The following is a 23941-nucleotide window of genomic DNA, read 5'->3' on the forward strand; positions in this document are numbered from 1 at the left end:
GAAATAATCTATCTCAACCATCGAAAAAATGAATCAAACGAAATGTTACCCCGCCAACTGAGCGTAACTGCTTTCAGATGTCACTCGGAATTCATTAATGTCGGCTTTAGGTGACTGTCCAAATAAACGGCTGTATTCACGGCTAAACTGAGATGGGCTTTCATAACCTACCTGATAGCAGGCGGTGCTGACATCGCTTCCTTCAAACAACATAATTCTCCGTGCCTCATCTAGTCGAAGCTTTTTCTGGAATTGAATGGGCGACATTGCCGTCACACTTTTAAACGCCTGATAAAAGGCGGATTCACTTAAATGTACCGCACCCGCTAAATCTTTAACGCGCAGCGGCTCGTGTAACCGACGTTTGATAATATCGATAGCTTGAGCAATACGACTCGCCTGGGTGTCTATGAGGTTAAAGTCCCGCAATAACCCACCCAGCTCTCCGAGTAACAAACGATACATCAATTCGCGTCTAATTAACGGAAACAGCACTTTCGCGTCATCGGGTTTTTCCAGCAATTCAGTTGCGCGCTCCAGTAACTGCATCATTTCGCTGTCGACCTTTCCAACACACAGGCTACTTTGTGATTTTACCGTCGCAGGAATGCGGTCGCCCAATAACAGAATTAATTCACGCAATTCGGCAGTGTCAAAATTAAAGCTTAAGCCCACGTAAGGGCTGTCTGGAGAAGCCTGTGACACCCGGCCAGAAACCGGCAACATGACAGGAATCAAAAGATAATTCATTTGCTCGTAAGTGACTTTGGTATTGCCGACCAGCAACTCTTTTGCTCCTTGCAGCATAAAGCAAACAGCGGGGCGATAAATTATTGGGCGAGCCTGCGATGGATTACTGCGATGCATCAGTGAAATGTCAGCAATGGCGGTTTGCGTCAGGTCTTCTTTTGTAAGTAACGGAAGCAGTCGTTGTGTCAGGTCTGCCATTCGCCGGGCAAGGTACTGATCAGACATAATTGTAATCCTCGAGCTGTGGCTAAGTTCACCCTTTAAATGAGATTCATCAGTATAGGTGTGGGCGTTGTGTTTCGACCAGTAAATGACTCAAGGATTATAGTATTAGGCAAGTATTGAGGAGGATCTTACATGTCTTAGCATGTTTAACCTCGGAACATCACGCTTTTGGAAAATTCTGCAGTACCATATCGGCAACTGCATATAAGTCCTCAGTAGAAGCACCGTTATTAGCTTGTACCGACATGCCCTGCAGTACTGTGCCGATATAGCGCGATAAAGTAGCCGCATCGACATGCTGTGGCAGGTCGCCATCCTGCTGTGCCTGTTCAAAACGTTTCTGCAATTCTTGCTGCCCTTCAAGGCGGCGTTTAATTAGGGCTTCTTTGACCGTTGTCGAAGCTTCGCTACAGGACAGGGCTCCCTGAACCACAACACAGCCTTGCGGATGTTCGCCATTTGCCATGCTGTCGGCTGCTCCGCGCAGCATTGACTGCACGACCAAATAAGCCGTTTTCTGATCCATCGCTGAATAGAAGAAGGCGCCAGGGCGCTTTTCGTAAAGGTCGATAGCCTGTAAAAACAACTGCTCTTTATTACCAAAGGCTGAGTAGAGGCTGGGTTTATTAATACCCATCACTTTTATGAGGTCGCTCAATGAGGTGCCTTCGTAGCCATTACGCCAAAACAGTTCTAGCGCTTTGCCCAGTGCTTCTTCTTTATTAAAAGCACAGGGTCGTCCGCGACAAACAGTTTGAGTTTTCGTTGTCATAGCTATACTCCTCATCGACACTTTAGTGCCCTTGCTGACACGCTCACATAGTAAACAGGCGGGCGAATACTGTCCAGCGATACTCTGTCTGATTCTGCTGTGGCACAAACACCGCTGGCATCAATCGAAAACAGGGAGTTCGTATCGACTCTATAGAAATAGGCAAGTCATCAGCAGTTTTCGGCACGCTAATTTCTACTTGCACTAACTATACTTTACCTCGTATTAAAGGCGGCCTGTTTTTGGTTGCTTCAGTTGTTCTTACGTTGTTTTTCAGTATTTAGTTCAAAATAACCATCAATTTTACCGATCAGTACAAAATTAATTTGACAGCAACTCCGATTCCTATATTCTTACCGAACGGTACATAAATAGCTAGTTTTATTTGATGCTCGTTTCGCAGCATCTGGCAATAGTTTGGAGAGCAAGGCCATGAGTACGACAAACACTGTAAAAGTTCTTTTAGGAGGTATTGCTGCGCTGGTATTAGCCGCGTGCAGCAATCCGGAAGCTGCGGAAGAGACTGCGGCGCCGGCTGCACCGCAAGTTAGCGTAGCGCAGGTGGTTCATGAGCGAATCACCGAATGGGATGAATTCACCGGGCGTTTGCAAGCGCCACAGACGGTTCAGTTGATACCGCGAGTTTCTGGTTATATCGAGGAAGTGCATTTCGACGAGGGAGCTTTGGTAGATAAAGGAGACTTGCTGGTACAGATTGATCCTAAACCTTTCGCTACCGAAGTGGCTCGCTTAAAAGCTGAGCTGCAAAGTGCGCAAAGCGCTGCGATTCAGGCGGAAAAGGAATATCGCCGGGCTGAGAAACTCAGTAGTCAGCGGGCAATTTCTGCTGAATTACTGGACAGCCGTTTAGCCCGGAAACAGCAAACTGCGGCAACCGTTGCTTCGGTTGAAGCGGCACTTGAGCGCGCTGAACTCGATTTAAGCTATACCCGCATTACCGCTCCTATTAGCGGCCGGGTATCTTATGCTCAGGTTACCGCTGGTAACTTTGTGAGCGCGGGGCAAAGTCAAATTACCAGCCTGGTTTCAACCGAGAAGATGTATGCGTACTTCGATGTAGACGAGCAAAGCTACTTAAAATATGCACGTCTGGCTGAAACAGGCAAACGAGCTGATACTCGCGACTCGACCTCGAACCCCGTTTATATGGCACTGGCTAACGACAGCAATTATCAGCACGTAGGCCGGGTCGATTTTGTCGATAACCGCATTGATTCGCAAACTGGCACCATCCGTATACGAGCCAGTTTTCCTAACGAGGACAACAACTTGTTACCCGGTTTATTTGCCCGAATTCGTTTGGTGGGTAGCGACTCTTATGAAGGCATTTTGATTGACGAAAAGGCCGTTGGAACCGATCTGAATAACAAGTTTGTTCTGGTGGTTAATAGTAATAATGAGCTGGAGTATCGGGCGATTGAGCTAGGTGAAAAAGTTAACGGCCTGCGCATAGTGACAGAAGGCTTAACGCCAACAGACAAAATTGTGGTGAACGGTTTGCAGCGGGTTAGAGCGAATATGCAAGTTGACCCTCAAGTCGTACCAATGGCAAGCAGTGAGCAACTGGTCCGGTTGCGTAAAGTGCAACAGTTGCTGGACGAAGCCAATAACGAGTTAACGGCGCAGACATCTACAGAAGATAACCACGGTTAAGGGGTACTGAATGTTTTCTCAATTTTTCATCCGACGGCCGATTTTCGCCGCGGTTATCTCGCTGTTGTTCTTTATTACGGGTGCGATAGCTGTATGGCAATTGCCTATTACCGAATACCCGGAAGTGGTGCCACCAACGGTTGTGGTAACCGCGAACTACCCGGGTGCGAACCCGAAGGTTATTGCTGAAACCGTGGCCTCTCCGCTGGAGCAGGAAATTAATGGTGTGGAGGATATGTTGTATATGTCCTCTCAGGCCACCTCGGATGGTCGTATGACATTGACCGTTACCTTTGCTATCGGTACCGACGTCAATTTAGCGCAAACTCAGGTGCAAAGCCGGGTAGAGCGGGCTAAACCGCGCCTGCCACAGGTGGTGCAGCGCTTGGGGGTAGTGACTGAGAAGTCGTCACCGAATTTAACCATGGTGGTGCATCTAACCTCACCGGATGATCGCTACGACATGCTGTACCTGTCGAATTATGCGAACTTAAATATCAAAGACGAACTGGCGCGTATAGAAGGCGTTGGGGCGGTCAGGTTATTTGGCGCTGGCGAATACAGCATGCGGGTCTGGCTGGATCCAAATAAAGTCTCGGCACTGGGTTTGTCTCCGGCGCAAATTACCGAGGCAATTCGTGAGCAAAACCAACAGGCGGCAGCTGGCAGTTTGGGTTCTCAGCCAAGCGGTGACGCTGATTTTCAGTTGCTTATCAACGTGAAAGGCCGTCTGACAGACGTCGAAGAGTTTGAAGACATTATTATCAAGGTGGGCGAGAACGGCGAAATCAGTCGCTTAAAAGATGTCGCCCGTGTCGAGCTCGGCGCTTCAACGTATGCATTGCGCTCGTTGCTGAACAATAAAGACGCGGTAGCGCTTCCTATTTTCCAGGCATCCGGCTCAAACGCCATTCAAATTTCTGACGATGTCCGCGCCAAAATGGCGGAATTGTCGAAAGGTTTTCCGGACGGTTTAACTTACGACATTGTGTACGACCCAACTGTTTTTGTACGTGGCTCTATTGATGCGGTAGTGAAAACTCTGCTTGAAGCCGTATTGCTGGTGGTACTGGTTGTGGTGCTGTTTCTGCAAACCTGGCGCGCCTCAATTATTCCTTTGGTCGCCGTGCCGGTGTCGCTGGTTGGGACTTTTGCCTTCATGCACCTGCTGGGCTTTTCGTTAAATGCCTTGTCGCTGTTTGGGCTGGTGCTAGCCATTGGCATAGTCGTGGATGACGCCATTGTGGTGGTGGAAAACGTAGAACGGAATATTAGCGAAGGTTTGTCCCCTATTGCTGCCACACAAAAAGCCATGAAAGAGGTGACTGGTCCTATTGTCGCGACGACACTGGTGCTGGCAGCGGTATTTATTCCAACCGCCTTTATGTCGGGCTTAACCGGTCAGTTTTATAAGCAGTTTGCTTTAACCATTACCATTTCCACTTTTATTTCAGCTATTAACTCACTAACGCTGAGCCCTGCATTGGCAGCGCTTCTGTTAAAAGGCCATGGCGAGAAAAAAGACATACTGACCCGTGGTATGGATAAGCTGTTAGGTCGTTGGTTATTCGACCCCTTTAACCGCTTTTTTGCCCGTTTGTCTAAAGGTTACGGCTGGCTGGTTAAAAAAGTGATCCGCTATGGCGTCATTGTAGGCGTTCTGTATGTGGCTTTATTAGGGTTAACCGGTCTGCAGTTTGCGACGACTCCTACTGGTTATGTGCCCAGTCAGGACAAGCAATACCTGGTGGCTTTTGCACAATTACCGGATGCCGCTTCGCTGGATCGCACCGCTGCGGTCATTAAAGAAATGTCGAGTATTGCCTTGGATCATCCTGGTGTGGCGAACTCAATTGCCTTTCCGGGTCTGAGTATTAACGGTTTCACTAACAGTCCGAATTCCGGAATTGTGTTTGTGTCGCTAACTGACTTTGATGAGCGAACGGATTCTTCAATGTCGGCTAATGCAATAGCGAGTGCATTGAACCAGAAGTTCGCCGCTATTGATGAAGCTTACATTGCCATATTCCCGCCCCCGCCAGTGCAAGGGTTAGGGACTATTGGTGGTTTCCGTCTGCAAATACAAGACCGTGCTAATCATGGTTACGAAGAGCTGTATAAGGTCAACATGGAGGTTATGCAAAAGGCCTGGGCGACGCCTGAACTGACCGGTGTATTTTCCAGTTATCAGGTGAATGTGCCGCAGCTCGATATCGATGTCGACCGTACGAAAGCTAAGCAACAAGATGTGAGCCTGGATGAGGTATTCCAGACTTTGCAGGCTTATATGGGCTCAGTGTATGTGAATGACTTTAACCGGTTCGGGCGTACCTATCAGGTGAATATGCAGGCAGATGAGCAGTTTCGGCAAACGCCTGAGCAGATCAGTCAGCTGAAAGTGCGTAACGGCAGTGGTGAAATGGTTCCTGTGGGCTCCTTTATGAACATTACCAACACCGCAGGACCGGATAGAGTCATGCATTACAACGGCTTTACCACCGCTGAAATTAACGGTGGTCCTGCGCCGAGTTACAGCACCGGGGAAGCGCAGGCGGCTATTGAAAAAATTCTCGCTGAAACGCTGCCGAATGGCATGACCTACGAGTGGACAGAACTGACCTATCAGCAAATTCTGGCCGGTAATGCGGGCATGTTCATTTACCCGCTGGTGATCCTGCTGGTCTTTATGGTGCTGGCTGCGCAGTACGAAAGCTTAACTTTGCCGTTGGCCATCATTCTGATTATTCCGATGACTCTGTTGTCGGCGTTAAGCGGTGTGCTTATCTACGGCGGGGATAACAACATTCTTACCCAGATAGGCTTAATTGTGCTGGTGGGGCTGGCGACGAAGAACGCCATATTAATAGTCGAGTTTGCCAAAGAGCTGCAGGATCACGGTATGAGTACCATGGAAGCCATTTTGGAAGCCGGTCGTCTGCGTTTACGCCCCATACTGATGACGTCTATTGCCTTTATTATGGGTGTCGTACCGATGGTGTTCTCAAGTGGTGCCGGTGCTGAAATGCGTCAGGCCATGGGTGTTGCCGTATTCTCGGGAATGATAGGTGTCACCATTTTCGGTCTGATTCTAACCCCGCTGTTCTACTATATGCTGGCTAAACGCGGCGAGAAAAAGACGCTATCAGAGCCGACAGAAAGCTCTTCGGAGGAAACTAATCATGCGTAATACAGTGAAGCTATCAACCCTGGCTCTACTCGTAGCGTCGCTAAGCGCCTGCTCTGCTGGACCGGATTACCAAAGGCCGGAGAAGGTAGAAAGCATTAACCTAAGCCAGCCCTACCAGCAGGCCGAGCAGGCTTTGAGCTGGTGGCAAGCGTTTGACGACGCTGAGCTTAATCAGTTGGTTGAACGTGCTCTGGAGCAGAATCGCACCCTGGCGCAAGCCAGGGCAAATGTCGACCGGGCTTATGCAGTCTTCCGTGATGCCGACAACGATTCATGGCCGAAAGGGACGTTGGAAGCAGGTTATCAGGCAAGTGAGAACGGTACTTTGTCGGCAGACGATGATGACGTTATTACTCGCGGATACAGTGGTGGTGCTAATTTAAGCTGGGATCTGGATTTGTTCGGTAAATTACGCCGAGCCAGTGAAGCGGCAGAAGCTCAGGCGCAGCAAGCCGATATTTTATGGCGCGACGCGCAAGTGCGACTGATTAGTCAGGTGGCAACCAGTTACGGCGAATACCGCGGGGCGCAGCTGCGTCTGAAAGTTGCCGAGGAAAACCTGGAAAACCTGCAGCAAAGTCGTGCCATAGTGATGGCCAGATTGGAAGTCGGCATGGCCTCAGAGCTGGAGTTAGCACAAATTGACGTGCAGTTGCACCGGGTGAAGGCGTCAGTGCCTGCTTACCGGGAGGCACTGTCGGCAGCGGATGCGACCTTGTCAGCACTGCTGGCATTAGAACCGGGCCAGCTAGAGTTGAGTGCTGAGCCGCAATTGCCTGGGCTGAAGCGGCCGGTGGCTGTCGTCGAGGGTGAGAACTATCTGCGCCACCGGGCGGACGTGGCAAGTAGCGAGCGGTTACTAGCTGCCCGTACGGCAAATATTGGCGTGGCTACGGCAGATTTATATCCGAACCTGTCGGTGAGCGGGTTTCTGGGGTTTTTATCCGGTCCTGGACTAACGTTGGGTAGTGAAACACAAAGCTGGTCGGTGGCACCGAGTTTAAGTTGGCAGGCTGCCGATTTAGGTTCGGTAAAAGCACGCATTCGGCAGGCTGAAGCCAGTGCGCAAATGGCACTGGCTCAGTTCGAGCAACAGGTATTTGACGCCATTAACGAAATGCAGTTATCGCTTAACAGTTACAACCTGAGCCGCGAGCAGCAACTTAATACCGAGCAACAGTGGCAGGCCAGTAAAAAGGCCGTGAAAATTGCCCGTCAGCGATACGAAGCGGGTAGCAACGAGTTTCTGGATTTACTTGATGCCGAACGCGAACTGCTGAGCAGCCGTGACCAGCTGGCGCAATTACAACAACAGAGTTTTATACGCTTAGTCGACATTTACCGGAACTTTGGCGGCGGTATCCAGTTAAGGTAATTCGGACTCTGGCCTGAGCTTTCAATAAACGTGATTTCGGTAAGTGATACGTAAGTCTTGTACTAGATGATAGAGGATCACGCGCTAGTAGTTAACAGAAGTGTCAGTCTGTGGTGTTAGTTGCTAGCGCACGTCTCTCCAGGAATAATTTTTTGGTGAACAAAAATGTATAAGTATCTACTCATTAACAGTCAAACACTTTTAGCAAAGCAATTTACAAGCGGCCTTAAATCTCCAGCAACTGAGGTCTGGGAATTAAGCTTCACTGATGAACATGTAACTACATCAAACAACAATAAACACTCTTTCAGTGGTATTTGTGACCCCAAAGATGACTGGAGTCTGAACTATGAGCTTGAAAGAGCCTTTTCGGAGTCTGGTTCTTTTGATGAAGTGATTCTATTTCCGGGGGACCTGAAGTTTGGTGCCATTGAAGCTATACCTTCACGAATTATTGATGAACAGGTTTCCCGGCAAATAGTGTCTGTCATGCAAATATACCGAATACTGGCTGACAGACTGAGGTCTCAAAAATCCTGTTGTGTCACTCAGTTTTTGTACGAAGAGTCCTATGAATTCAGCGCCTTGTCGTCTCTGCCTATGGCAGTAAACGGGGCGCTTCGTGGACTCGTGAATGGTTTGCGAAAAGAGTTTTCCGAGATTAACGTTGATGTTGGCGTTAAAACTTTGAAACCCATTTATAAAGATTTTATCAATGACGAGTATTCTTTTTTAAACGACCTAAAGCTCGACCATTACCAGCCATTAGTTAATCGACATTTAGAAGGCGTCGATATGCTATTTCTCGGTAGAGAAAGAATAATGAATCGGTAAATTCATTTGTTCAACAGAGATACTCGCTGTAAAAGTGGTTTTAACCAACGCGCGGCATCATCGATATAGCTATAAACCACGGGTATAACCAATAAGCTGAGAAAAGTTGACGTAAGTAGTCCGCCAATCACAACAATGGCCATTGGCGAGCGAAAGCTTGGATCTCCACCCATTCCCAGTGCTATTGGTGTCATCCCGGCGGTCATTGCAACGGTGGTCATTATAATAGGTCTGGCACGCTTGCGGCAGGCATCAATGACAGCATCGTAGCGCTCCAGGTCGTGGTCTCGTCGTGCAATGATGATGTAATCGATTAGCAAGATAGAGTTCTTGGTTGCGATACCCATTAACATGACCAAACCAATTATCGCGGGTAATGACAATGCGGAGTTGGTCAGAAATAGTGCGAGAAAGGCGCCGGGAACGGATAACGCGAGCGCTGTAAGTATTGTGACGGGCTGAACAACGTCTTTCAGTAACAGTATCAGCACAACATAAATACAGATAATACCGGTTAACATGGCGTTAGCGAAGCCTGTGCCCAATTCACCCATCATCTCGGCGTCGCCTAAGGTTGTCTGTGATACTCCGGGAGGTAACAGCTGTAAACTTGGTAGTTCCAGTGCTGCCTGCTCAACCACGCCCAACGGCATATTGTTCAGCTCTACTTCAAAGTTAACATTGCGCATTCGGTCAAAACGAGTGATTTCTGCAGGTCCGCTGGCTATTTCAAGGCTGGCTACACTTTCCAGCGGAACCGGTCCTCGTGCGCCAGGTATCGGTAAGCGTTTATAGGTATCAATATCTTTACGGGCTATGTCATTAAGGCGCACAACGACGGGTACCTGACGGTCACTCAAGTTTAGTTTTGCCAGTTCCTCAACATAGTCACCAGAGGTTGCAATTCTGAGAGTCTCGGCTATTGCTGATGAGGTAACGCCGAGATCAGCAGCGCGTGAAAAATCTGGTGTTATCAGTAATTCAGGCCTGACAAGACTGGCACTTGAGGTAACCGTTCCTATTCCGGGGATGCCGCGTAACTCCTGCTCAACTTGATACGCATGTTGCTGTAAAACGCGGCTGTCTTCGCCGGCAAGCACCAGCAAATAGTTTTCGTCCAAGCCCACTTTAACTCTGGCACCGGGCAGAGCTTTCATCGTTTCACGCAATTGCTGTTCAATTTGCTGTTTGTGCAAACCCGGTCTTTCATTTCTATGGGTAAGGCTAAGTGTTAGTACTGCAGAGCGAACATTTGCCGTGGTACTGCCGCCTTCCCCGGGCTTACCAGAACTTCCGTCACCGATAGCCGTATAGATTTGTTTGACGTGTGGGTTCTCCTGAAGCATCTGACGAGCTTGTTCCGCTAATTCTATGGTGTCGTGTATTTTGGTACCCGGTTGCTGCGTAATCGTGACTTGTGTTTGCTGATAGTCTTCGGCGGGCATAAAGGTACCCGGTAGCGTCGCTGCCAGCATGATTCCCACACCGAAAAAAACACCTGTAGCAATAATCGTTTTGCCTTTATGACGTAAACACCAAGCCACAATTTTCAGGTAATAGCGTATCCAGCCAGGTTCGGGTTTGACCTTTTGTTTTGGTGCTCGTAGTAGATAAGCTGCCATCATCGGCGTCAGCATCCGGGCAACGAGTAATGAGAACAGCACGGCTACCGCTGCTGTCCAACCGAACTGAACGAAAAACATACCAACTACGCCGCTCATAAACGCGGTAGGCAGGAACACTGCGATGATTGTGAAAGTCGTTGCAACTACTGCCAGACCAATTTCGTCGGCTGCTTCCATAGCTGCTTGCAAGGGGGTCTTCCCCATAAGCAGGTGACGCTCGATATTCTCGACTTCCACAATGGCATCATCTACGAGAACACCGATAACCAGTGACAGCGCCAGTAAAGTGACGCCATTCAGAGAGAAGCCCATAAGATGTATGACAGCAAAAGTGGGAATGATGGATAATGGCAAAGCCACCGCTGAAATGAATGTTGACCGCCAGTTTCGCAAAAACGCAAATACCACCAGCACGGCTAACAGAGCACCTTCATACAATAGTTGCATGGAACCAGCGTAATTCTCTGCAACGGGTTCAGTCAGGTTAAAGACTTCGGTTATGTTAATATCGGGGCGGGTTTCTTGCAGTTTTTGTAATGCTTCACTTACCCCTTTAGCAACTTCAATTTCACCGTAACCTATCGCGCGAGTTATCTCGAAACCCACGACTGGCTTGCCGTTAAGGAAAGCCGCGGAACGCTTCTCTGCAACTGTGTCGGACACTGTGGCTATCTGGTTCAGGCGAACATGCCGACCATCACTTAAGGTTATTTCCATGCTGGCAAAATCTTCCGCTGACTGCACGGTGGCGATGGTTCTTATCGACTGCTCCATATCGCCCAAATGAGCCCGTCCGCCGGAGGCTTCCTGCTGCACCAAACGTAGCTGGCGTGAGATATCGGCTGCGGTGGTATTGAAGGCGAGTAGTTGGTCAAAATTCAGGTCAACGCGAATTTCACGGTTTACGCCGCCGACTCTGCTAACGGCTCCTACGCCTCTGACCGCAAGTAATGCTTTACTGATATCGTTGTCGACGAACCAGGACAGTGCTTCGTCATCCATCTGCTTTGAGCTAAGTGTATAGGTCAAAATAGGCGAGCCTGAAAGCTGATCTTTTCTAATTACCGGGTCGCGCAGATCCGCAGGTAAATCAGCCCGAATACGCGATACGGCGTCCCGAACATCATCAAGTGCTTCCTGCACAGAGCGTTCGAGCATGAACTCAACCGAAATAGTGGCTTCACCGTCGGTGAGGTTGCTGTAGATGTGTTTCACTCCCTGAACTGTGGACAGTGAACTTTCAATTTTGCGAACGACATCGGTTTCTAACTGTGCCGGGGAGGCTCCGGGTAGCGAAATTCCAATATTGACTGTGGGTATATCTAAGTCGGGCAAATCCTGAATTTTCATTGCGCGAAAGCTTATAATTCCCGCTAATGTCAGCAGGATAAATAGCATGATAGCCGGAGTGGGATTGCGTATAGCCCATGCGGAAATATTCAGATTCATCTTTTACTCCGGTTTGTTTGAGAGAGATTCGCGCTGGTGTCCGACTGGTCTGGAGCAATTTGGACTAAATCGCCATCACCAAGAAACGCACTACCATTTATCACCACTCGATCAAGCGATGTAATACCGCTGACAATCTCTACCAGATCGGCAGATCGCTGCCCTGTTATGACTTTGGTTTGCCACACGCGCTCATTATCGTCGACACGCATCACATAGCTAAAACCATCCCGCATTTGTACGGCACTTTGTGGCAGAGTTAGCGCCTCTTTGGTGCCAAGCTCGAATTGTCCGTGGGCAAAGGAACCTGCGCGGGCAGTACTATTGGAAGGAAGGTCGACATAAACTAAACCGGAACGAGTCTGTGTATTTACTATAGGCGCAACCGTGCGAACCTTAGCCGTAATGGACTCACCGCCTACAGGTGTGACCTGGGCTTTTAGGCCCGGCTGGAGCTTATTCAGGTCCTGGACTGACACTTCAGCACGCCATTCAAGCCTATTGCCTCTAATGAGGCGGAACAGTTCCTCACCGCGAGGCAGAACGGCGCCGACGGTTGCTGTTCTGGAGGAAATAATGCCGTCGTCCGGAGCCAGAACGCGAGTTTGTTTCAGGCTTAATTTTTGTGAGTCCTGATAAGCCTGAGCAGATTTAAGCCGGGCGAGAGCCGTTTTCTCAACAGTACTATATTGCTGAACTTGTTGAGCTGTAAGCGCTCCGTTAGTTTGCAATCCAACCGCGCGTTGTACGTCTTCTCTGGCTTCAGCCAGCAAAGCTTCTGCTTCTGCGACAGCAGCCTCACTTTGCGCTAACTCTGCTTTAACAGCATCTTCAGAAAAAGTAGCCAGTAATTCTCCGCGCTTTACTTTATCACCGACATTAACGGCTACTTCCGCCAACCTGAGTCCGTCGGTTTCATTTCCGACAATAGCTTCTTGCCAGGCACTGATATCGCCATTAGCTGATAAAGTTACTGGTAACACGGAAGGTTGTGGCGTGGCCACGCTAACTGTAAGTACGGGGCTAGGGGAGACGGTTGCCGCATCGGCTTTTGAATTATCTGCACTCTTAATCGCGACTATTGCACCGGTAACTGCCACCACAAAAATTGTGGCAGTTAATACAACCTGATGTGACCTTTTCATTTCCTGATTCCTTTTATTCAGCGTTAGCTCTATCTGAACGCCGATGCACTATCTACCGGCCTGTCTTTCAGGAAACTTACTGACTGAAAAAGAATAAAAATGTGTTTTGGTAAGTTTTAGGTAAGTCGAGGTTGTGGATGATGCAGGCTCTAATAAATCTGTCTTACCTGAAAGGAACTTATTTATGCGCTTTGTAATATCAACACGGGCTGGTTTCAAAACGAAAGTAATTAATCCCCTGGTCTTTGGGTCTTTTCTGCTTGGAGCAGGGCTTCCCCTGAATGTTGCAGCAGATAATGAGTTTGGTGATGATTCACCTGGCTCTTCCTGGGGAATAGGAGTCGGAGTCAGTAGTAGTCAAAAGCCTTATACTGATATTGACCGTGACAATAAATTGTTACCGATATTGACGTACGAAAACGAATACATTCGGCTGGCAGGCCCTGAACTGGCCTTCAAATTACCCAGTTATAAGCTGAATGAATCGAATCAGTTTAACTTTGGTTTTGTCGGAAAATACGACTTTACTGACTACGAGCAAAGCGATGCGCCTATACTGAACGGTATGGAAGATCGCGATGGTGGTTTCTGGGCTGGCTTTAGAGCAGAATGGCAAAACAACTATGCTGATATCAGTGCTGAATATGTTACCGAAGTTTCCGGTGACAGCGAAGGCAGCGTGATTAATTTTGGTATAGAGAGAACGTGGCATTTCCAGGAGCAGTTTCTATTTACTCCCCGGATCGTGGTGAGCTGGCTGGATAAGGAATATGTTGATTACTATTACGGAGTCCGCGCAACTGAAGTTAATGCTGAGCGCTCCTTCTACCAGGGGGACGCTGGCGTGAATATTGAGGTCGGTGCACGTGGGGGCTATATGTTTAAGCAAAAGCACTTTGTGTTTCTCGATGCCAGCGTTACCAGCTTAGCGTCAGAAATAAAGGACAGCCCGTTAGTCGATAGCTCCACTGAAAACCGGATCGTTTTCGGTTATATCTACAGCTTCTGATGAGCCGCATACTGTTACTTGAAGACCATGAACGGTTAGCCCGCCTGATATCCGAGGGGCTCGCCTCTGCAGGGATTATGGTTGATACTTTTAATCATATTTCTCACGCGGAGACAGCGCTGCAGCGAATGCCTTATCAGGCTCTTGTTATTGATCGTGGCGTGCCTGACGGTGACGGACTTTCTCTGCTTCGGTCTCTGCGGGAAGCCGGGAATAGTATTCCTTGCCTTGTCCTGACTGCGCGCACAGCTTTAAACGACCGCGTTGAAGGGCTGGATGCCGGAGCGGAGGATTATCTTGCTAAGCCTTTTGCAATGGAAGAAATGGTTGCGCGGGTACGCGCGTTGTTGCGCAGACCCGCAGAGGTTCGTTCACTGGAGCCGCAATGCGGTGATTTAACTCTACGACCTGAAGACAGCCTCATTGTTTGCGGAGGAAAAAGCGAAACTCTGGCGCAAGCCGAACTGCAAATTATGTTGTTATTGATGGAAAAATGTAACGGGTCGGTACGCCACAGTGCGCTCGAGGCTGCGGGTTGGGGGTTCAGTGATGCAGTGACACCTAACGCACTGGATGTGGCTTTACATCGTATTCGACGAAAGTTGTCAGCTATTGGTTCAACGCAGCGGATAGTAAATATAAGGGGCATAGGCTATGCGCTTCAGGATAGCGGACCGACTGAATAGTTTAAGTTTTAAAGTCTTGCTGGCGTTTATTGTTGGTATGGTGCTTAGTGTCAGTTTTATCGCTGTGGTGCTGATAACGGTGCTAGTTTTTAAAAATAATATTTTTTCACAACTTGAAGTTAATGACGCTTCTCAGCATTTGGCTGAAGAATTGTTGTTTAATAGCGAAGGAGTTCCGGTACAACTTGGGTTGAGTGATGAGTATAACTGGTTATTTGAAAGCCTGGATCAAGAATTAGCATACCGGGTACTGGATCAATCTGGAGCTGTAGTATTTTACTCTGCCGCCGGAGAGTCATTCTGGGCCGATGTTGATGTTAAAAATCCGACATTAACCAGCTCTTTTGAGTTTGAGCGTAACGGCATGCCGATGGATGCTGCTACAGGTGTATTTGAGCATGACGGTAAAAACTGGTTTGTTCAAATAGCGGTAAGCAGGCGATTTATCTATTTTGCTCATGACGCTTTTGGCTTAACCTTTTTAGAGGGTGGGCTGGCGGTACTATCTTTAGTGCTGTTTCTCGTTTTTGGCGCTTGTGCTCACTTTACTATCAGACACACCTTAAAACCCTTACGCGAATTGTCTCAATCGGCTTCAGCAATATCTCCTCGTTCGTTGCAGGCGCGACTGAAACAGGACAATGTTCCTCTCGAAATTGCACCTTTAGTGACCAGTTTCAACGAGGTTCTGGAACGTCTGGAGCGCGGTTATCGCGTGCAACAGGCGTTTTTGGCGACCACGGCGCATGAGCTAAAAACACCCTTATCGTTAATTCGTGCTCAGTTGGAGTTGATGGAGGGAACTGAAGAGCGCAATTGGTTGCTGCACGATGTGTGTTATATGTCGCGACAGGTCCAGCAATTACTTCTGTTAGCAGAAACCAGTGAACCACATAACTATAGTTTTGCTGTTGTTGAAATAAAGTCTGTAGTTGAAGAAGCAAAAAACTATTTACTGAGAATGGCGGAAACAGCCAATGTGCACCTCGTTGTGGAGGATCAGAGTTTAGGTGAAGAGTGGCTTGCAGACCGAGGTGCATTTTTCACTTTATTAAAAAATTTGCTGGAAAATGCGATACAACATGCGCCACCGGATACGAATATTCTTATACGACTTTACCCTCATGAGATTACGATTAGAGACCGAGGTCCTGGCGTTAAAGAGGAAGAGCTGCCGTTGTTATTTACACGTTTTTGGCGCGGTGAGCATAGGCGCGACTTTGGAGCTGGCTTAGGTTTAGCAATATGTCAGGAAATAGCATTAACTCATAACTGGGAGCTTTCGGCTCAAAGAATGGAGCCTGGATTGCTTTTTAAATTATTAAAAACTGACCCGCCAGCGTCACCTGATTGAGGAAAAACCGGGCGGAGTTCGCCCGGCACAAGCCACACCTATTATTCTCAATACGAACTAACCTTTCTGCTCCCGCGTCTCGACATCCAGTTTGAAGTCGACGACTTTCGTTTCGCCGCGATACCAGAGCTCAATACTTTCAGGCTGCCCGTAATAATAGAACACATGCACCGGTTCGCCGTCTTCGCGCTCAAGTAGAATAACGTTTTCAAAGGGCTGCAGGTATTTTTGTTCTGCGTTCTTTGCGAAAAATCGGTTGCGAAGCTTTGTGTTTAACCGCGTGCCGTCCAGGGTCTCTTCGGGAATAAACACGCTGTAGTCAACAACAAGTCGGTTGTCGTCTAAGCGTATACCATCGGGTAAATTGTCGGCACTGTAGCTTTTTTTGACAATATCCGGTGCCGTTAATACCGGAATGCGGGCTTCGATACGGGCGGGCGATTCCGGCATATACTCAGGGGTATATGCAAAGCCATATGTGGTGAAACTGAATACCTCATCTTTATCGCGTGTTAGCTCAATGGTTTCGTCTGCGTCATCGAAAAATTTCACCATTTCGGTCAGTATCACTCGCTTAAATTTTGGCTCTAAGTTGAAATGGTAGCGGTCTGAACTGCTGATAAAAAGCTGGCTTTGTACCGGCGGGTATTTCAGATAGATTCGTTCTGTGTGTTGATACTCCGGAAGGTGACGACTTTTTTCATAGCGAATATCAATAAGCTGTTTCATTTCTTCTTCGGTTAAATCGACTCGTCGTTTTGGCCTTTCATCGTACACCGGGCCTTCCAGGCCGATATCAGGCAAAGTGCTCAAATCAATCTCATCACTATTGCCTTGCTGACCAAGGAAATGAATTGGAATTTCAATTTTGTGAGTTACTTTATCGCGGGTTTTCTTACGAGGTAGCAAAGTCACTCGTGCGGTAGCCACAGGTCCCATGAAGGAAAAGGCTTTATGCAGAATGCGGCCTTCGCCCACTGAAAGTTTGTCATGTAAGTTATTGCCCTCGGTGCGTACGGTTTCTGCATCAACTTCGCCCCGCATGGATCGTTCTATAATTTCGTCAAGCCATTCACCCATTCGTTCGTGATAATCAGGCTGTAGTGTCGTATCCATTCGCAGTTGAAGTTCGCGCTCTGTCGGAGAGAGGGCTTCGCCGATAATGTCTTCGTCTCGCAGCGGCATTGCCTGGTCATCCGGTACTTCAATTTTTATGTCGTAGTTAAAATCACCGGCCTTAACCAGAGTGACAGAGTATCCGCGCCGCTCTATAGTTTTGCCGACATCGCTTGCTTTAAACTCGAACTGAAGCACATCTTTTGGTAACTCAGTTTCAACGTCGCCGAGCAGTTTAACGGGTTGTGGGTCGTCTTCGGTACGCGGCTCTTTGAAATAAAAGCGTTCCGGGTCGTAACGAATTTCATCGGTTTGGGCAACCCAGTCTAATAGGTCTGGTAGGGCTTTAACGTCTCCGTTATCCATAACTACCTGGGTAAACTGCAGCTGACTTCTAAAGGGAAAAGCAAAAGGTTCACGGACCTGAAACCACTGACCCTCGCGTGAAGCGGTGGAAGCCACAAAGTTGTTACGGTAAATATCCAGAAGCTTTTGCGGGCTCTCGTAGTCTTTTAGTCGTTTAAAGCGGTCGGCGGTGTAGGGGCGACCTAAAGGGCCAATATAAGAAGCCTTGAAAGGCTCAACATAAAAGTACTGCGCAGGTTTTTCATCGAATTTTATCGTTCTGTAAATGTTCCGGTGGGCTATAAATTCTTCACCTTCCAGAGCTTCAAACAGAGCTTTATCCTCAATGGTTTGGATCTTTTCCTTACGCTCTTTTCTCTTTTGCTGTAATTCAGCTAAAGCCGCCTCTTTTTGCTCCACACTCAGTACCTCTCTTGCTGAATAACTGTCGTTACTGTTGCAGCCCAGCGTAATAGCGCCCGCTGAAAGCGCACCAATAAGCAACAAAATTCCTTTTTTATTCATAACAGTACCTAATCTGTTTTACTGATAGCTGTACCAGTTGGCGCTAAAAGTTCTGCTCGTTTAAAGCATGGTCTTTAAGGGTACCTGTTAAAGCGCACAATTTTAAGTTAAGGCTTTGTAAAAACACAGGCCAGCGGTGGGTTTTACCCGTTAACCGGCTGATGAGCGCTATAGAGTTGTCGTATACTGGCAAATATGAGACTACTGCTACAAAAATAGACCGGAGATAACCATGCTGAAGTTGAAAACGATACTCATCAGTTTTGTATTGTGTTTATTGAGTACCTCCGCGCAGGCCGAAATTCTCTACAAAGTCATGAAGGAAGACCAGATTATTTGGGTTTACGGAACGCTGCATGCGGCGAAAAAAGACGCGATAGTCCTGTCTGAAACGGCAAAAAACGCACTGAAAAACAGTGAAGCGGTATGGTTTGAAGTGCATCCTGAAAAGCTGGGAAGTGCTCAGTCCTCGTTTATGCAGCATGCGCGCCGCTCCGAGGGTAAGTTATCTGACTCGGTTGATAGTGAAACCTGGCAGCAGCTCACTACGTTGGCAGAAAAGTATGGTATGAACGTCAGTGCGCTAGAACAGCTCAATGCCTGGTTTGCACAAATTGTCATTGTTTCGCAAGCCATTGCGCAATCGGGTTACACCGCCGAAGGTGGTTCTGAAGGAAAGCTGTTTGAGTTGGCAAAAAGCTCGGACATACCGGTTAAAGGGCTGGAAACCGTCGAGCGGCAAATTGATGCGTTACGCGCAGCTCAAAGTGAATCTGGTGAGGGGGAATTGCTGGAGCAGACGCTTGCAGAAGTGGAAAAAATTGAAGAGGTTTTTGCCGATATCCAGGAGACCTGGCTAGAGGGCGATCTGGATAAACTCACCCACTACTTAAACCAGAACCTACCTCCGAAGGCGTTAGACGAGCTGATCACTAAACGTAATAATGAATGGATCACAAAGCTCGCTAAGGTAAATGAGTCTGATACCGTATTCGTGGCGGTTGGGGCGGGGCACCTTGGTGGTCAGCAAGGCGTACTTGAGCAATTTGAAAAGCAGGGCGCCGATATTAAAAAAATGTAGTAAATAGACGTTATTAAAGCAGATCGCCTACGTAATCAAACTGTCATTTAAAGTCAGTACTATTGCCTGTTCGAAAATATAACGCTGAGCTTGTTAAGCCAGAGGTTTCAGAACGGGGAAGACGGCATGACCACGAAAGAGAAAAAGCTGAAGATTGATATTTCAGGTGTTGATCCAATTTGTAATGAGTCAAAAGGTGATGACTTTTACGATGTGGTGAACCGTCAGTTAAGCCGTCGCTCTTTTCTAAAAGGAGGCCTTGGCGTTGCCGTCAGCTCCTTTATGTTATCGCCTTTAATGGCGGGTTGTACGTCCCCTAAAGGCTCTGCCAGTTCATCCGCGGGGCTTGGTTTTCAGGCCGTTGCCGGCAACCGAACCGATGTTGTTGATGTACCCGTTGGGTATCGTGCTCAGCCTTTTCTGCCCTGGGGCACGCCACTTGTGCCAGGTGCCGGCGAGTTTAAACCTGACGCTAGCAATTCGGCGTTAGATCAGGCACGGCAAGTTGGCTCGCATCACGACGGTATGCATTTTTTTCCCATAGACGTGAAAGAAGGTGGCGACTCCTCGAAAGAAGGGCTGCTGGTGATGAACCATGAATACGTTGATCCACAAATTCTGCACGCCAATTTTTCCCCTAACGCACCACGCCCGCAGCAGGAAGTATTGAAAGAGATGATGGCACATGGTGTGTCAGTGGCTCATATTATTCGTAAACCGGATGGAGAATGGCAGCTGATTGAAGGCAGCCCCTACAACCGCCGAATTACCGCTAGCACCCCAATGCAAATGAGTGGGCCGGTTGCCGGTCATGACAAGCTGATAACCCGCTTTAGCCCTGACGGCACCAAGACTCGCGGAACCATTAATAACTGTTCGCATGGGCATACGCCTTGGGGTACTTACTTAACCTGCGAAGAAAACTGGGCGGGCTGCTTCATGAACGATGACGAGACTCATCCTCGTGAGCATGAACGGTACGGTGTGAGCCGCGAGAACAGTCGTTATTACTGGGAAACGGCAATGCCGGGTCTTGACGAAACCGCGCGCTTTAATGCTTCTTCTACCGGAGCTACGGCCGCGGAAGACTACCGGAATGAACCGAACCACTTTGGCTGGATTGTTGAAATAGACCCTTTCAATGCTAAAAGCACACCAGTTAAACGAAGCATGCTGGGTCGCTTTGCTCATGAAGGTATTGTGTTTGCTCCGGCAGTGGAAGGTGAGCCGCTGGTGGCTTATTCCGGCGACGATTCGCGTTTTGAATATATTTATAAGTTTGTTTCGGCGAAACCTTATTACAAAGCAACTGCTTCAGGCGAGCTGCTGAATGAAGGTACGCTCTATGTTGCACACTTTAATGATGACGGAACTGGTCGCTGGCTGCCGTTAGATATTGAAAACTCAGAGTTTCAGGCAAAGGCCAGCGAAGCGGGCGTCGAGTTCCATTCTCAGGCCGATGTGCTGTTAAATACTCGGCTTGCGGCCGACGTTATGGGTGCGACGAAAATGGATCGCCCGGAATGGGGCGCTGTGCACCCAACGACCAAAGAAGTCTATTTCAGCTTAACCAATAACACTCGCCGCACCGAAGTGCAGACAAATGCCATGAACCCGCGTGCAGAGAACGCTTACGGTCATATTGTGCGCTGGAGCGAAGACAACCAGCAAAGCGCTGAATCTTTTCACTGGGACATTTTCTTAATGGGCGGCGAAGCGGGTACCCGCACTCCAAATGCCGAAGGGAAAGACCTGACCCTAACGGCCGATAATCAGTTCGCCTGCCCGGATGGCCTGTGGTTTGATCATAGAGGCACGCTCTGGATCCAAACCGATATGAGTGGTGAGCTGTTAAGTGAGGGCAGTTTTGGTAATAACGGCATGTACGCTGCGAATCCGGAATCTGGCGAGTTGAAACGCTTTTTGGTGGGGCCTGTGGATTGCGAAATTACCGGGGTTGTTACCACGCCCGATGGCAAAACCATGTTCGTGAATGTTCAGCACCCTGGTGACCGACTGGCGCCCGGTAAGTTTAGTAGTAGCTGGCCTGCCGGTAACGGTGCGCGTCCGCGTTCGGCGACGGTCATTGTTACCCGTGAAGACGGTGGGATAGTTGGAGCCTGAAATAGCCAGCCGATCAGTTAAGCTGATCGGCTGACACTATTAACACCACTGTTGTTAATAACGGTTACACCGTGACGTTCAAGCGTACGTCGATGTTATTACGCGTCGCATTTGAATACGGGCACACCTGGTGTGCTTTTTCAGCAATAGATTCCGCTTCGTCCTGGCTCATGCCCGGTAAATGAATGTTCAGCGTGGCATCAATACCAAACCCGCCTTCAATCTGACCAATACCTATTTCGGCTTTAACTTCAGTGTCTTTGGGCAGTTTCACTTTTTCCTGACCCGCAGCGAACTTCAATGCGCCGATAAAACAGGCTGAGTAACCTGCTGCAAATAATTGCTCAGGGTTGGTACCATCACCGCCTGCGCCACCCAGTTCTTTAGGCGTTGTCAGTTTTACTTTCAGTTGGCCGTCGTCAGACTCTGACTGACCATCGCGTCCGCCGGTTGATGTTGCTACTGCTTTGTACAGAATATCCATAACGATTACCTTACTAGTTGGTGTGTTGGGAACTAACACGCATAATGTTAGTGCAATAATAGTTATCGCGATAACAGTATTTTCCGAACGAAGTTATCGATATTTTCGATACATCGGACTTGGCTAGTGGTCGGGCTTGTCTTGTAACTGCGCCCGCAGTGATTCAAGGGTGTGTTTTAAGGCAAGGGCCTCATCAGGCTCAAGTTGAGTGGCACAGAAAACCTGCTCCGGAACATCGCAGGCAGACTGTTCCAGTTGCCGACCTTGTTCGGTGAGGTATAAATGCAGTTGACGTTCATCGTCGGTATTGCGCTTTCTGGTTATTAACCCGCGTTGCTCCAGCCGCTTAATAACCGGGCTTAACGCACCTTTTTCCTGAAACAACTTGCGGCTTATTTCAGTAATGGTCACGCCATCGCGCTCCCATAAAAGCAGTAAAATAAGGTATTGCGGATAGGTCAAATCAAGCTTCGAGAGCAGAGGCTTGTAGAGCTTATTCATTGCCAGCGAGGTTGAGTACAACGCAAAGCAAAGCTGGTTATCCAGCCTGAGCGCTTTATTACTGTTATTGTCTGCCATGCGTTGCTCCTGTGTCGTTTGTCTCAATGATACGCAAAGTCAGCTTACAAACAAAGCTTAGGGTTTGTAGTTAAACAAGCTAATGTCTTATAGTAATACAAATTAAATTTGTGCGAATTAAGTTCGGGGTAGTCTCGAAAGCTATCCCCCGAATACCTTAAACCAGGAATCATGTTATATGCCGAATAAATTACTTACCATGCTCGGGGGCTTTGTGCTGGCGGCTTCAGCTATTGGCTCTGCTGTGGCCGGAAACCCTATTATTAAAGAACGCTTCACCGCTGATCCGGCAACCTTAGTTCATGACGGTGTGGTCTATCTGTATGTAGGCCATGACGAAGCTAAAGAAGACGGCGATTTTTTTGTCCTTCGCGAGTGGTCTATCTATTCGTCCGATAACTTAAAGGACTGGACGCTGGAAGGCGCTTTTCCCCGCACTGAATTTGAGTGGGCAAAAGGCGATACCGCCTGGGCTGCCCAGGCGACTGAACGAGACGGTAAGTTTTACTGGTATGTAACCGTGCTAAACGATGACCCCGCTCCGGAAAAGCAAGGTTTTGCGATAGGAGTGGCAGTGTCGGATGACCCGGTTAATGGCTGGAAAGACGCAATAGGCGGTCCACTGGTTACCCCGGATATGACCGAGTCTCCGGAATTTATGGCGCCGGAGCCGTGGGACAATATCGACCCGACTGTATTTATTGATGATAATGGCCAGGCGTATTTGTATTGGGGGAACACGCACCTCTACTACGCACGTCTGAAAGACAATATGACCGAACTGGACAGCGAAATTCATAAAGTTGATATCAATAACATGCCAGGTACCTTCACTGAGGCGCCGTGGCTGCATAAATATCAGGATAAGTATTACCTGACATTTGCAATGAATTATCCTGAAGAGCTGGCGTATGCGGTAAGTGACTCGCCTGAAGGACCGTGGGAATATCAGGGGCTGATAATGGATGTGTTACCTGATAGCGGAACTAGCCATCAGGCTGTTCTTGAGTTTGAAGAACAGTGGTATTTGGTTTATCACACCGCCGCGCTGCCAACGGGTGGGAACTACCGCCGTTCGGTTTCTATAGAGCATCTTGAGTATGATGAAGACGGCAGCATCCAGAAAATCACGCCAACGGCGTCGGGTATTCACTACAATGCGAAACAATTGCAGGCCTTTTCAACTAAAGAGTTTCTGACTTATCAGGGTGACAGCGACGTTGTTGCTGCTACAGGTGAGAAAGAAAACTATAGCCAGCTGTGGCATCTGAAGTCGTTAAGCGGTGAGGAGAATACTGTTTCTTTTCAGCCTGAAGCGTCACCTGGTTTTTACCTTGTTTCGGAAAACGGTGAGTTAACCGTAAGCAAGCATGATGGCTCAGACAGTTTTATCGCCAACGCGACCTTTAAGCAGGTTGAAGGCCTTGCCAATAGTGAGTGGTCTTCTTATCATTTGGCAGATAATCCAGAGGTCTATCTGGTATTGTATGAAGGCAGCCTGAAGCTGAGTAAAGCTTCGTCTGATATTGAAAAAGAGGCGGCGACTTTTCGGCCTTCTGCACCTTGAATATAATAAAAAGAGTCCCATGTTTTCCTTAATAA

At 48.3% G+C, this 23941-nt stretch carries 18 protein-coding genes; 10 read left to right on the plus strand and 8 right to left on the minus strand.

Annotated features, from left to right (window positions below; translation table 11 throughout):
- Positions 1–45 precede the first annotated feature (45 nt).
- The 3 genes from ACN0TF_RS06230 to ACN0TF_RS06240 all read right to left on the minus strand — a co-directional run bounded on the left by ACN0TF_RS06230 (position 46) and on the right by ACN0TF_RS06240 (position 1934).
- Positions 46–975: an AraC family transcriptional regulator N-terminal domain-containing protein gene (locus ACN0TF_RS06230; RefSeq protein ID WP_417441214.1), complete on the minus strand. Its 930-nt coding sequence runs from the start codon at positions 973–975 to the stop codon at positions 46–48.
- 160 nt (positions 976–1135) lie between these two features.
- On the minus strand, positions 1136–1747 hold the full coding sequence (locus ACN0TF_RS06235) for a TetR/AcrR family transcriptional regulator (RefSeq protein ID WP_153849379.1): 612 nt from the start codon (positions 1745–1747) through the stop codon (positions 1136–1138).
- Positions 1748–1790: 43 nt separating this feature from the next.
- Complete coding sequence (locus ACN0TF_RS06240) at positions 1791–1934, minus strand: hypothetical protein (RefSeq protein ID WP_417441215.1); 144 nt, start codon at positions 1932–1934, stop codon at positions 1791–1793.
- A 245-nt stretch (positions 1935–2179) separates the two neighbouring features.
- Between ACN0TF_RS06240 and ACN0TF_RS06245 the strand changes: the two genes are divergently transcribed.
- From ACN0TF_RS06245 to ACN0TF_RS06260, 4 genes are all read left to right on the plus strand, one after another.
- Positions 2180–3421 carry an efflux RND transporter periplasmic adaptor subunit gene (locus tag ACN0TF_RS06245; RefSeq protein WP_417441216.1) on the plus strand — a complete coding sequence of 414 codons (1242 nt, stop codon included), beginning with the start codon at positions 2180–2182 and terminating at the stop codon, positions 3419–3421.
- A gap of 10 nt (positions 3422–3431) precedes the next feature.
- The gene (locus ACN0TF_RS06250) at positions 3432–6608 is read left to right on the plus strand and encodes an efflux RND transporter permease subunit (protein WP_417441217.1); all 3177 of its coding nucleotides are present in this window, start codon (positions 3432–3434) and stop codon (positions 6606–6608) included.
- Positions 6601–7983: an efflux transporter outer membrane subunit gene (locus ACN0TF_RS06255; protein ID WP_417441218.1), complete on the plus strand. Its 1383-nt coding sequence runs from the start codon at positions 6601–6603 to the stop codon at positions 7981–7983. Before ACN0TF_RS06250 ends, ACN0TF_RS06255 begins: the two co-directional genes overlap by 8 nt.
- A 165-nt stretch (positions 7984–8148) precedes the next feature.
- On the plus strand, positions 8149–8817 hold the full coding sequence (locus ACN0TF_RS06260) for a hypothetical protein (protein WP_153849383.1): 669 nt from the start codon (positions 8149–8151) through the stop codon (positions 8815–8817).
- Between the two features lie 2 nt (positions 8818–8819).
- Here the strand turns inward: ACN0TF_RS06260 and ACN0TF_RS06265 are convergent, their stop codons facing one another.
- A complete protein-coding gene (locus tag ACN0TF_RS06265) occupies positions 8820–11891 on the minus strand; it encodes an efflux RND transporter permease subunit (protein ID WP_417441219.1) in 3072 nt (1023 codons plus the stop codon).
- On the minus strand, positions 11888–13036 hold the full coding sequence (locus ACN0TF_RS06270) for an efflux RND transporter periplasmic adaptor subunit (RefSeq protein WP_417441220.1): 1149 nt from the start codon (positions 13034–13036) through the stop codon (positions 11888–11890). The genes ACN0TF_RS06265 and ACN0TF_RS06270 overlap by 4 nt, the downstream gene beginning before the upstream one ends.
- A gap of 184 nt (positions 13037–13220) precedes the next feature.
- On the opposite strand from ACN0TF_RS06270, the gene ACN0TF_RS06275 reads away from it, so the two are divergent.
- From ACN0TF_RS06275 to ACN0TF_RS06285, 3 genes are read left to right on the plus strand one after another with little or no spacing between them, the layout of a single operon-like run.
- The gene (locus tag ACN0TF_RS06275) at positions 13221–14045 is read left to right on the plus strand and encodes a MipA/OmpV family protein (RefSeq protein WP_417441221.1); all 825 of its coding nucleotides are present in this window, start codon (positions 13221–13223) and stop codon (positions 14043–14045) included.
- The gene (locus tag ACN0TF_RS06280) at positions 14045–14731 is read left to right on the plus strand and encodes a response regulator transcription factor (protein ID WP_417441222.1); all 687 of its coding nucleotides are present in this window, start codon (positions 14045–14047) and stop codon (positions 14729–14731) included. The genes ACN0TF_RS06275 and ACN0TF_RS06280 overlap by 1 nt, the downstream gene beginning before the upstream one ends.
- Entirely contained in the window at positions 14700–16085 is a 1386-nt protein-coding gene (locus ACN0TF_RS06285; RefSeq protein ID WP_417441223.1) for a HAMP domain-containing sensor histidine kinase, read from the plus strand. Before ACN0TF_RS06280 ends, ACN0TF_RS06285 begins: the two co-directional genes overlap by 32 nt.
- Before the next feature lie 57 nt (positions 16086–16142).
- On the opposite strand, the gene ACN0TF_RS06290 is transcribed toward ACN0TF_RS06285, so the two are convergent.
- Positions 16143–18071: a hypothetical protein gene (locus ACN0TF_RS06290; RefSeq protein ID WP_417441224.1), complete on the minus strand. Its 1929-nt coding sequence runs from the start codon at positions 18069–18071 to the stop codon at positions 16143–16145.
- Positions 18072–18303: 232 nt separating this feature from the next.
- Between ACN0TF_RS06290 and ACN0TF_RS06295 the strand changes: the two genes are divergently transcribed.
- Positions 18304–19152, plus strand: a complete 849-nt coding sequence (locus ACN0TF_RS06295) for a TraB/GumN family protein (RefSeq protein WP_417441225.1) — start codon at positions 18304–18306, stop codon at positions 19150–19152.
- 126 nt (positions 19153–19278) lie between these two features.
- On the plus strand, positions 19279–21276 hold the full coding sequence (locus ACN0TF_RS06300) for a PhoX family protein (RefSeq protein ID WP_417441226.1): 1998 nt from the start codon (positions 19279–19281) through the stop codon (positions 21274–21276).
- Positions 21277–21340: 64 nt separating this feature from the next.
- Here ACN0TF_RS06300 and ACN0TF_RS06305 read toward each other — a convergent pair whose 3' ends face one another.
- Together ACN0TF_RS06305 and ACN0TF_RS06310 are read right to left on the minus strand one after the other, a co-directional pair.
- Complete coding sequence (locus ACN0TF_RS06305) at positions 21341–21760, minus strand: organic hydroperoxide resistance protein (RefSeq protein WP_286823151.1); 420 nt, start codon at positions 21758–21760, stop codon at positions 21341–21343.
- 123 nt (positions 21761–21883) lie between these two features.
- Positions 21884–22339 (minus strand): MarR family winged helix-turn-helix transcriptional regulator, encoded by a 456-nt coding sequence (locus ACN0TF_RS06310; RefSeq protein WP_153849391.1) that lies wholly within the window; start codon positions 22337–22339, stop codon positions 21884–21886.
- 178 nt (positions 22340–22517) lie between these two features.
- Between ACN0TF_RS06310 and ACN0TF_RS06315 the strand changes: the two genes are divergently transcribed.
- Complete coding sequence (locus ACN0TF_RS06315; protein ID WP_417441227.1) at positions 22518–23906, plus strand: family 43 glycosylhydrolase; 1389 nt, start codon at positions 22518–22520, stop codon at positions 23904–23906.
- The last annotated feature ends 35 nt before the right edge of the window (positions 23907–23941 follow it).

Origin of the sequence: Idiomarina sp. (genome assembly GCF_048265525.1) — a bacterium.
GTDB lineage: Bacteria > Pseudomonadota > Gammaproteobacteria > Enterobacterales > Alteromonadaceae > Idiomarina.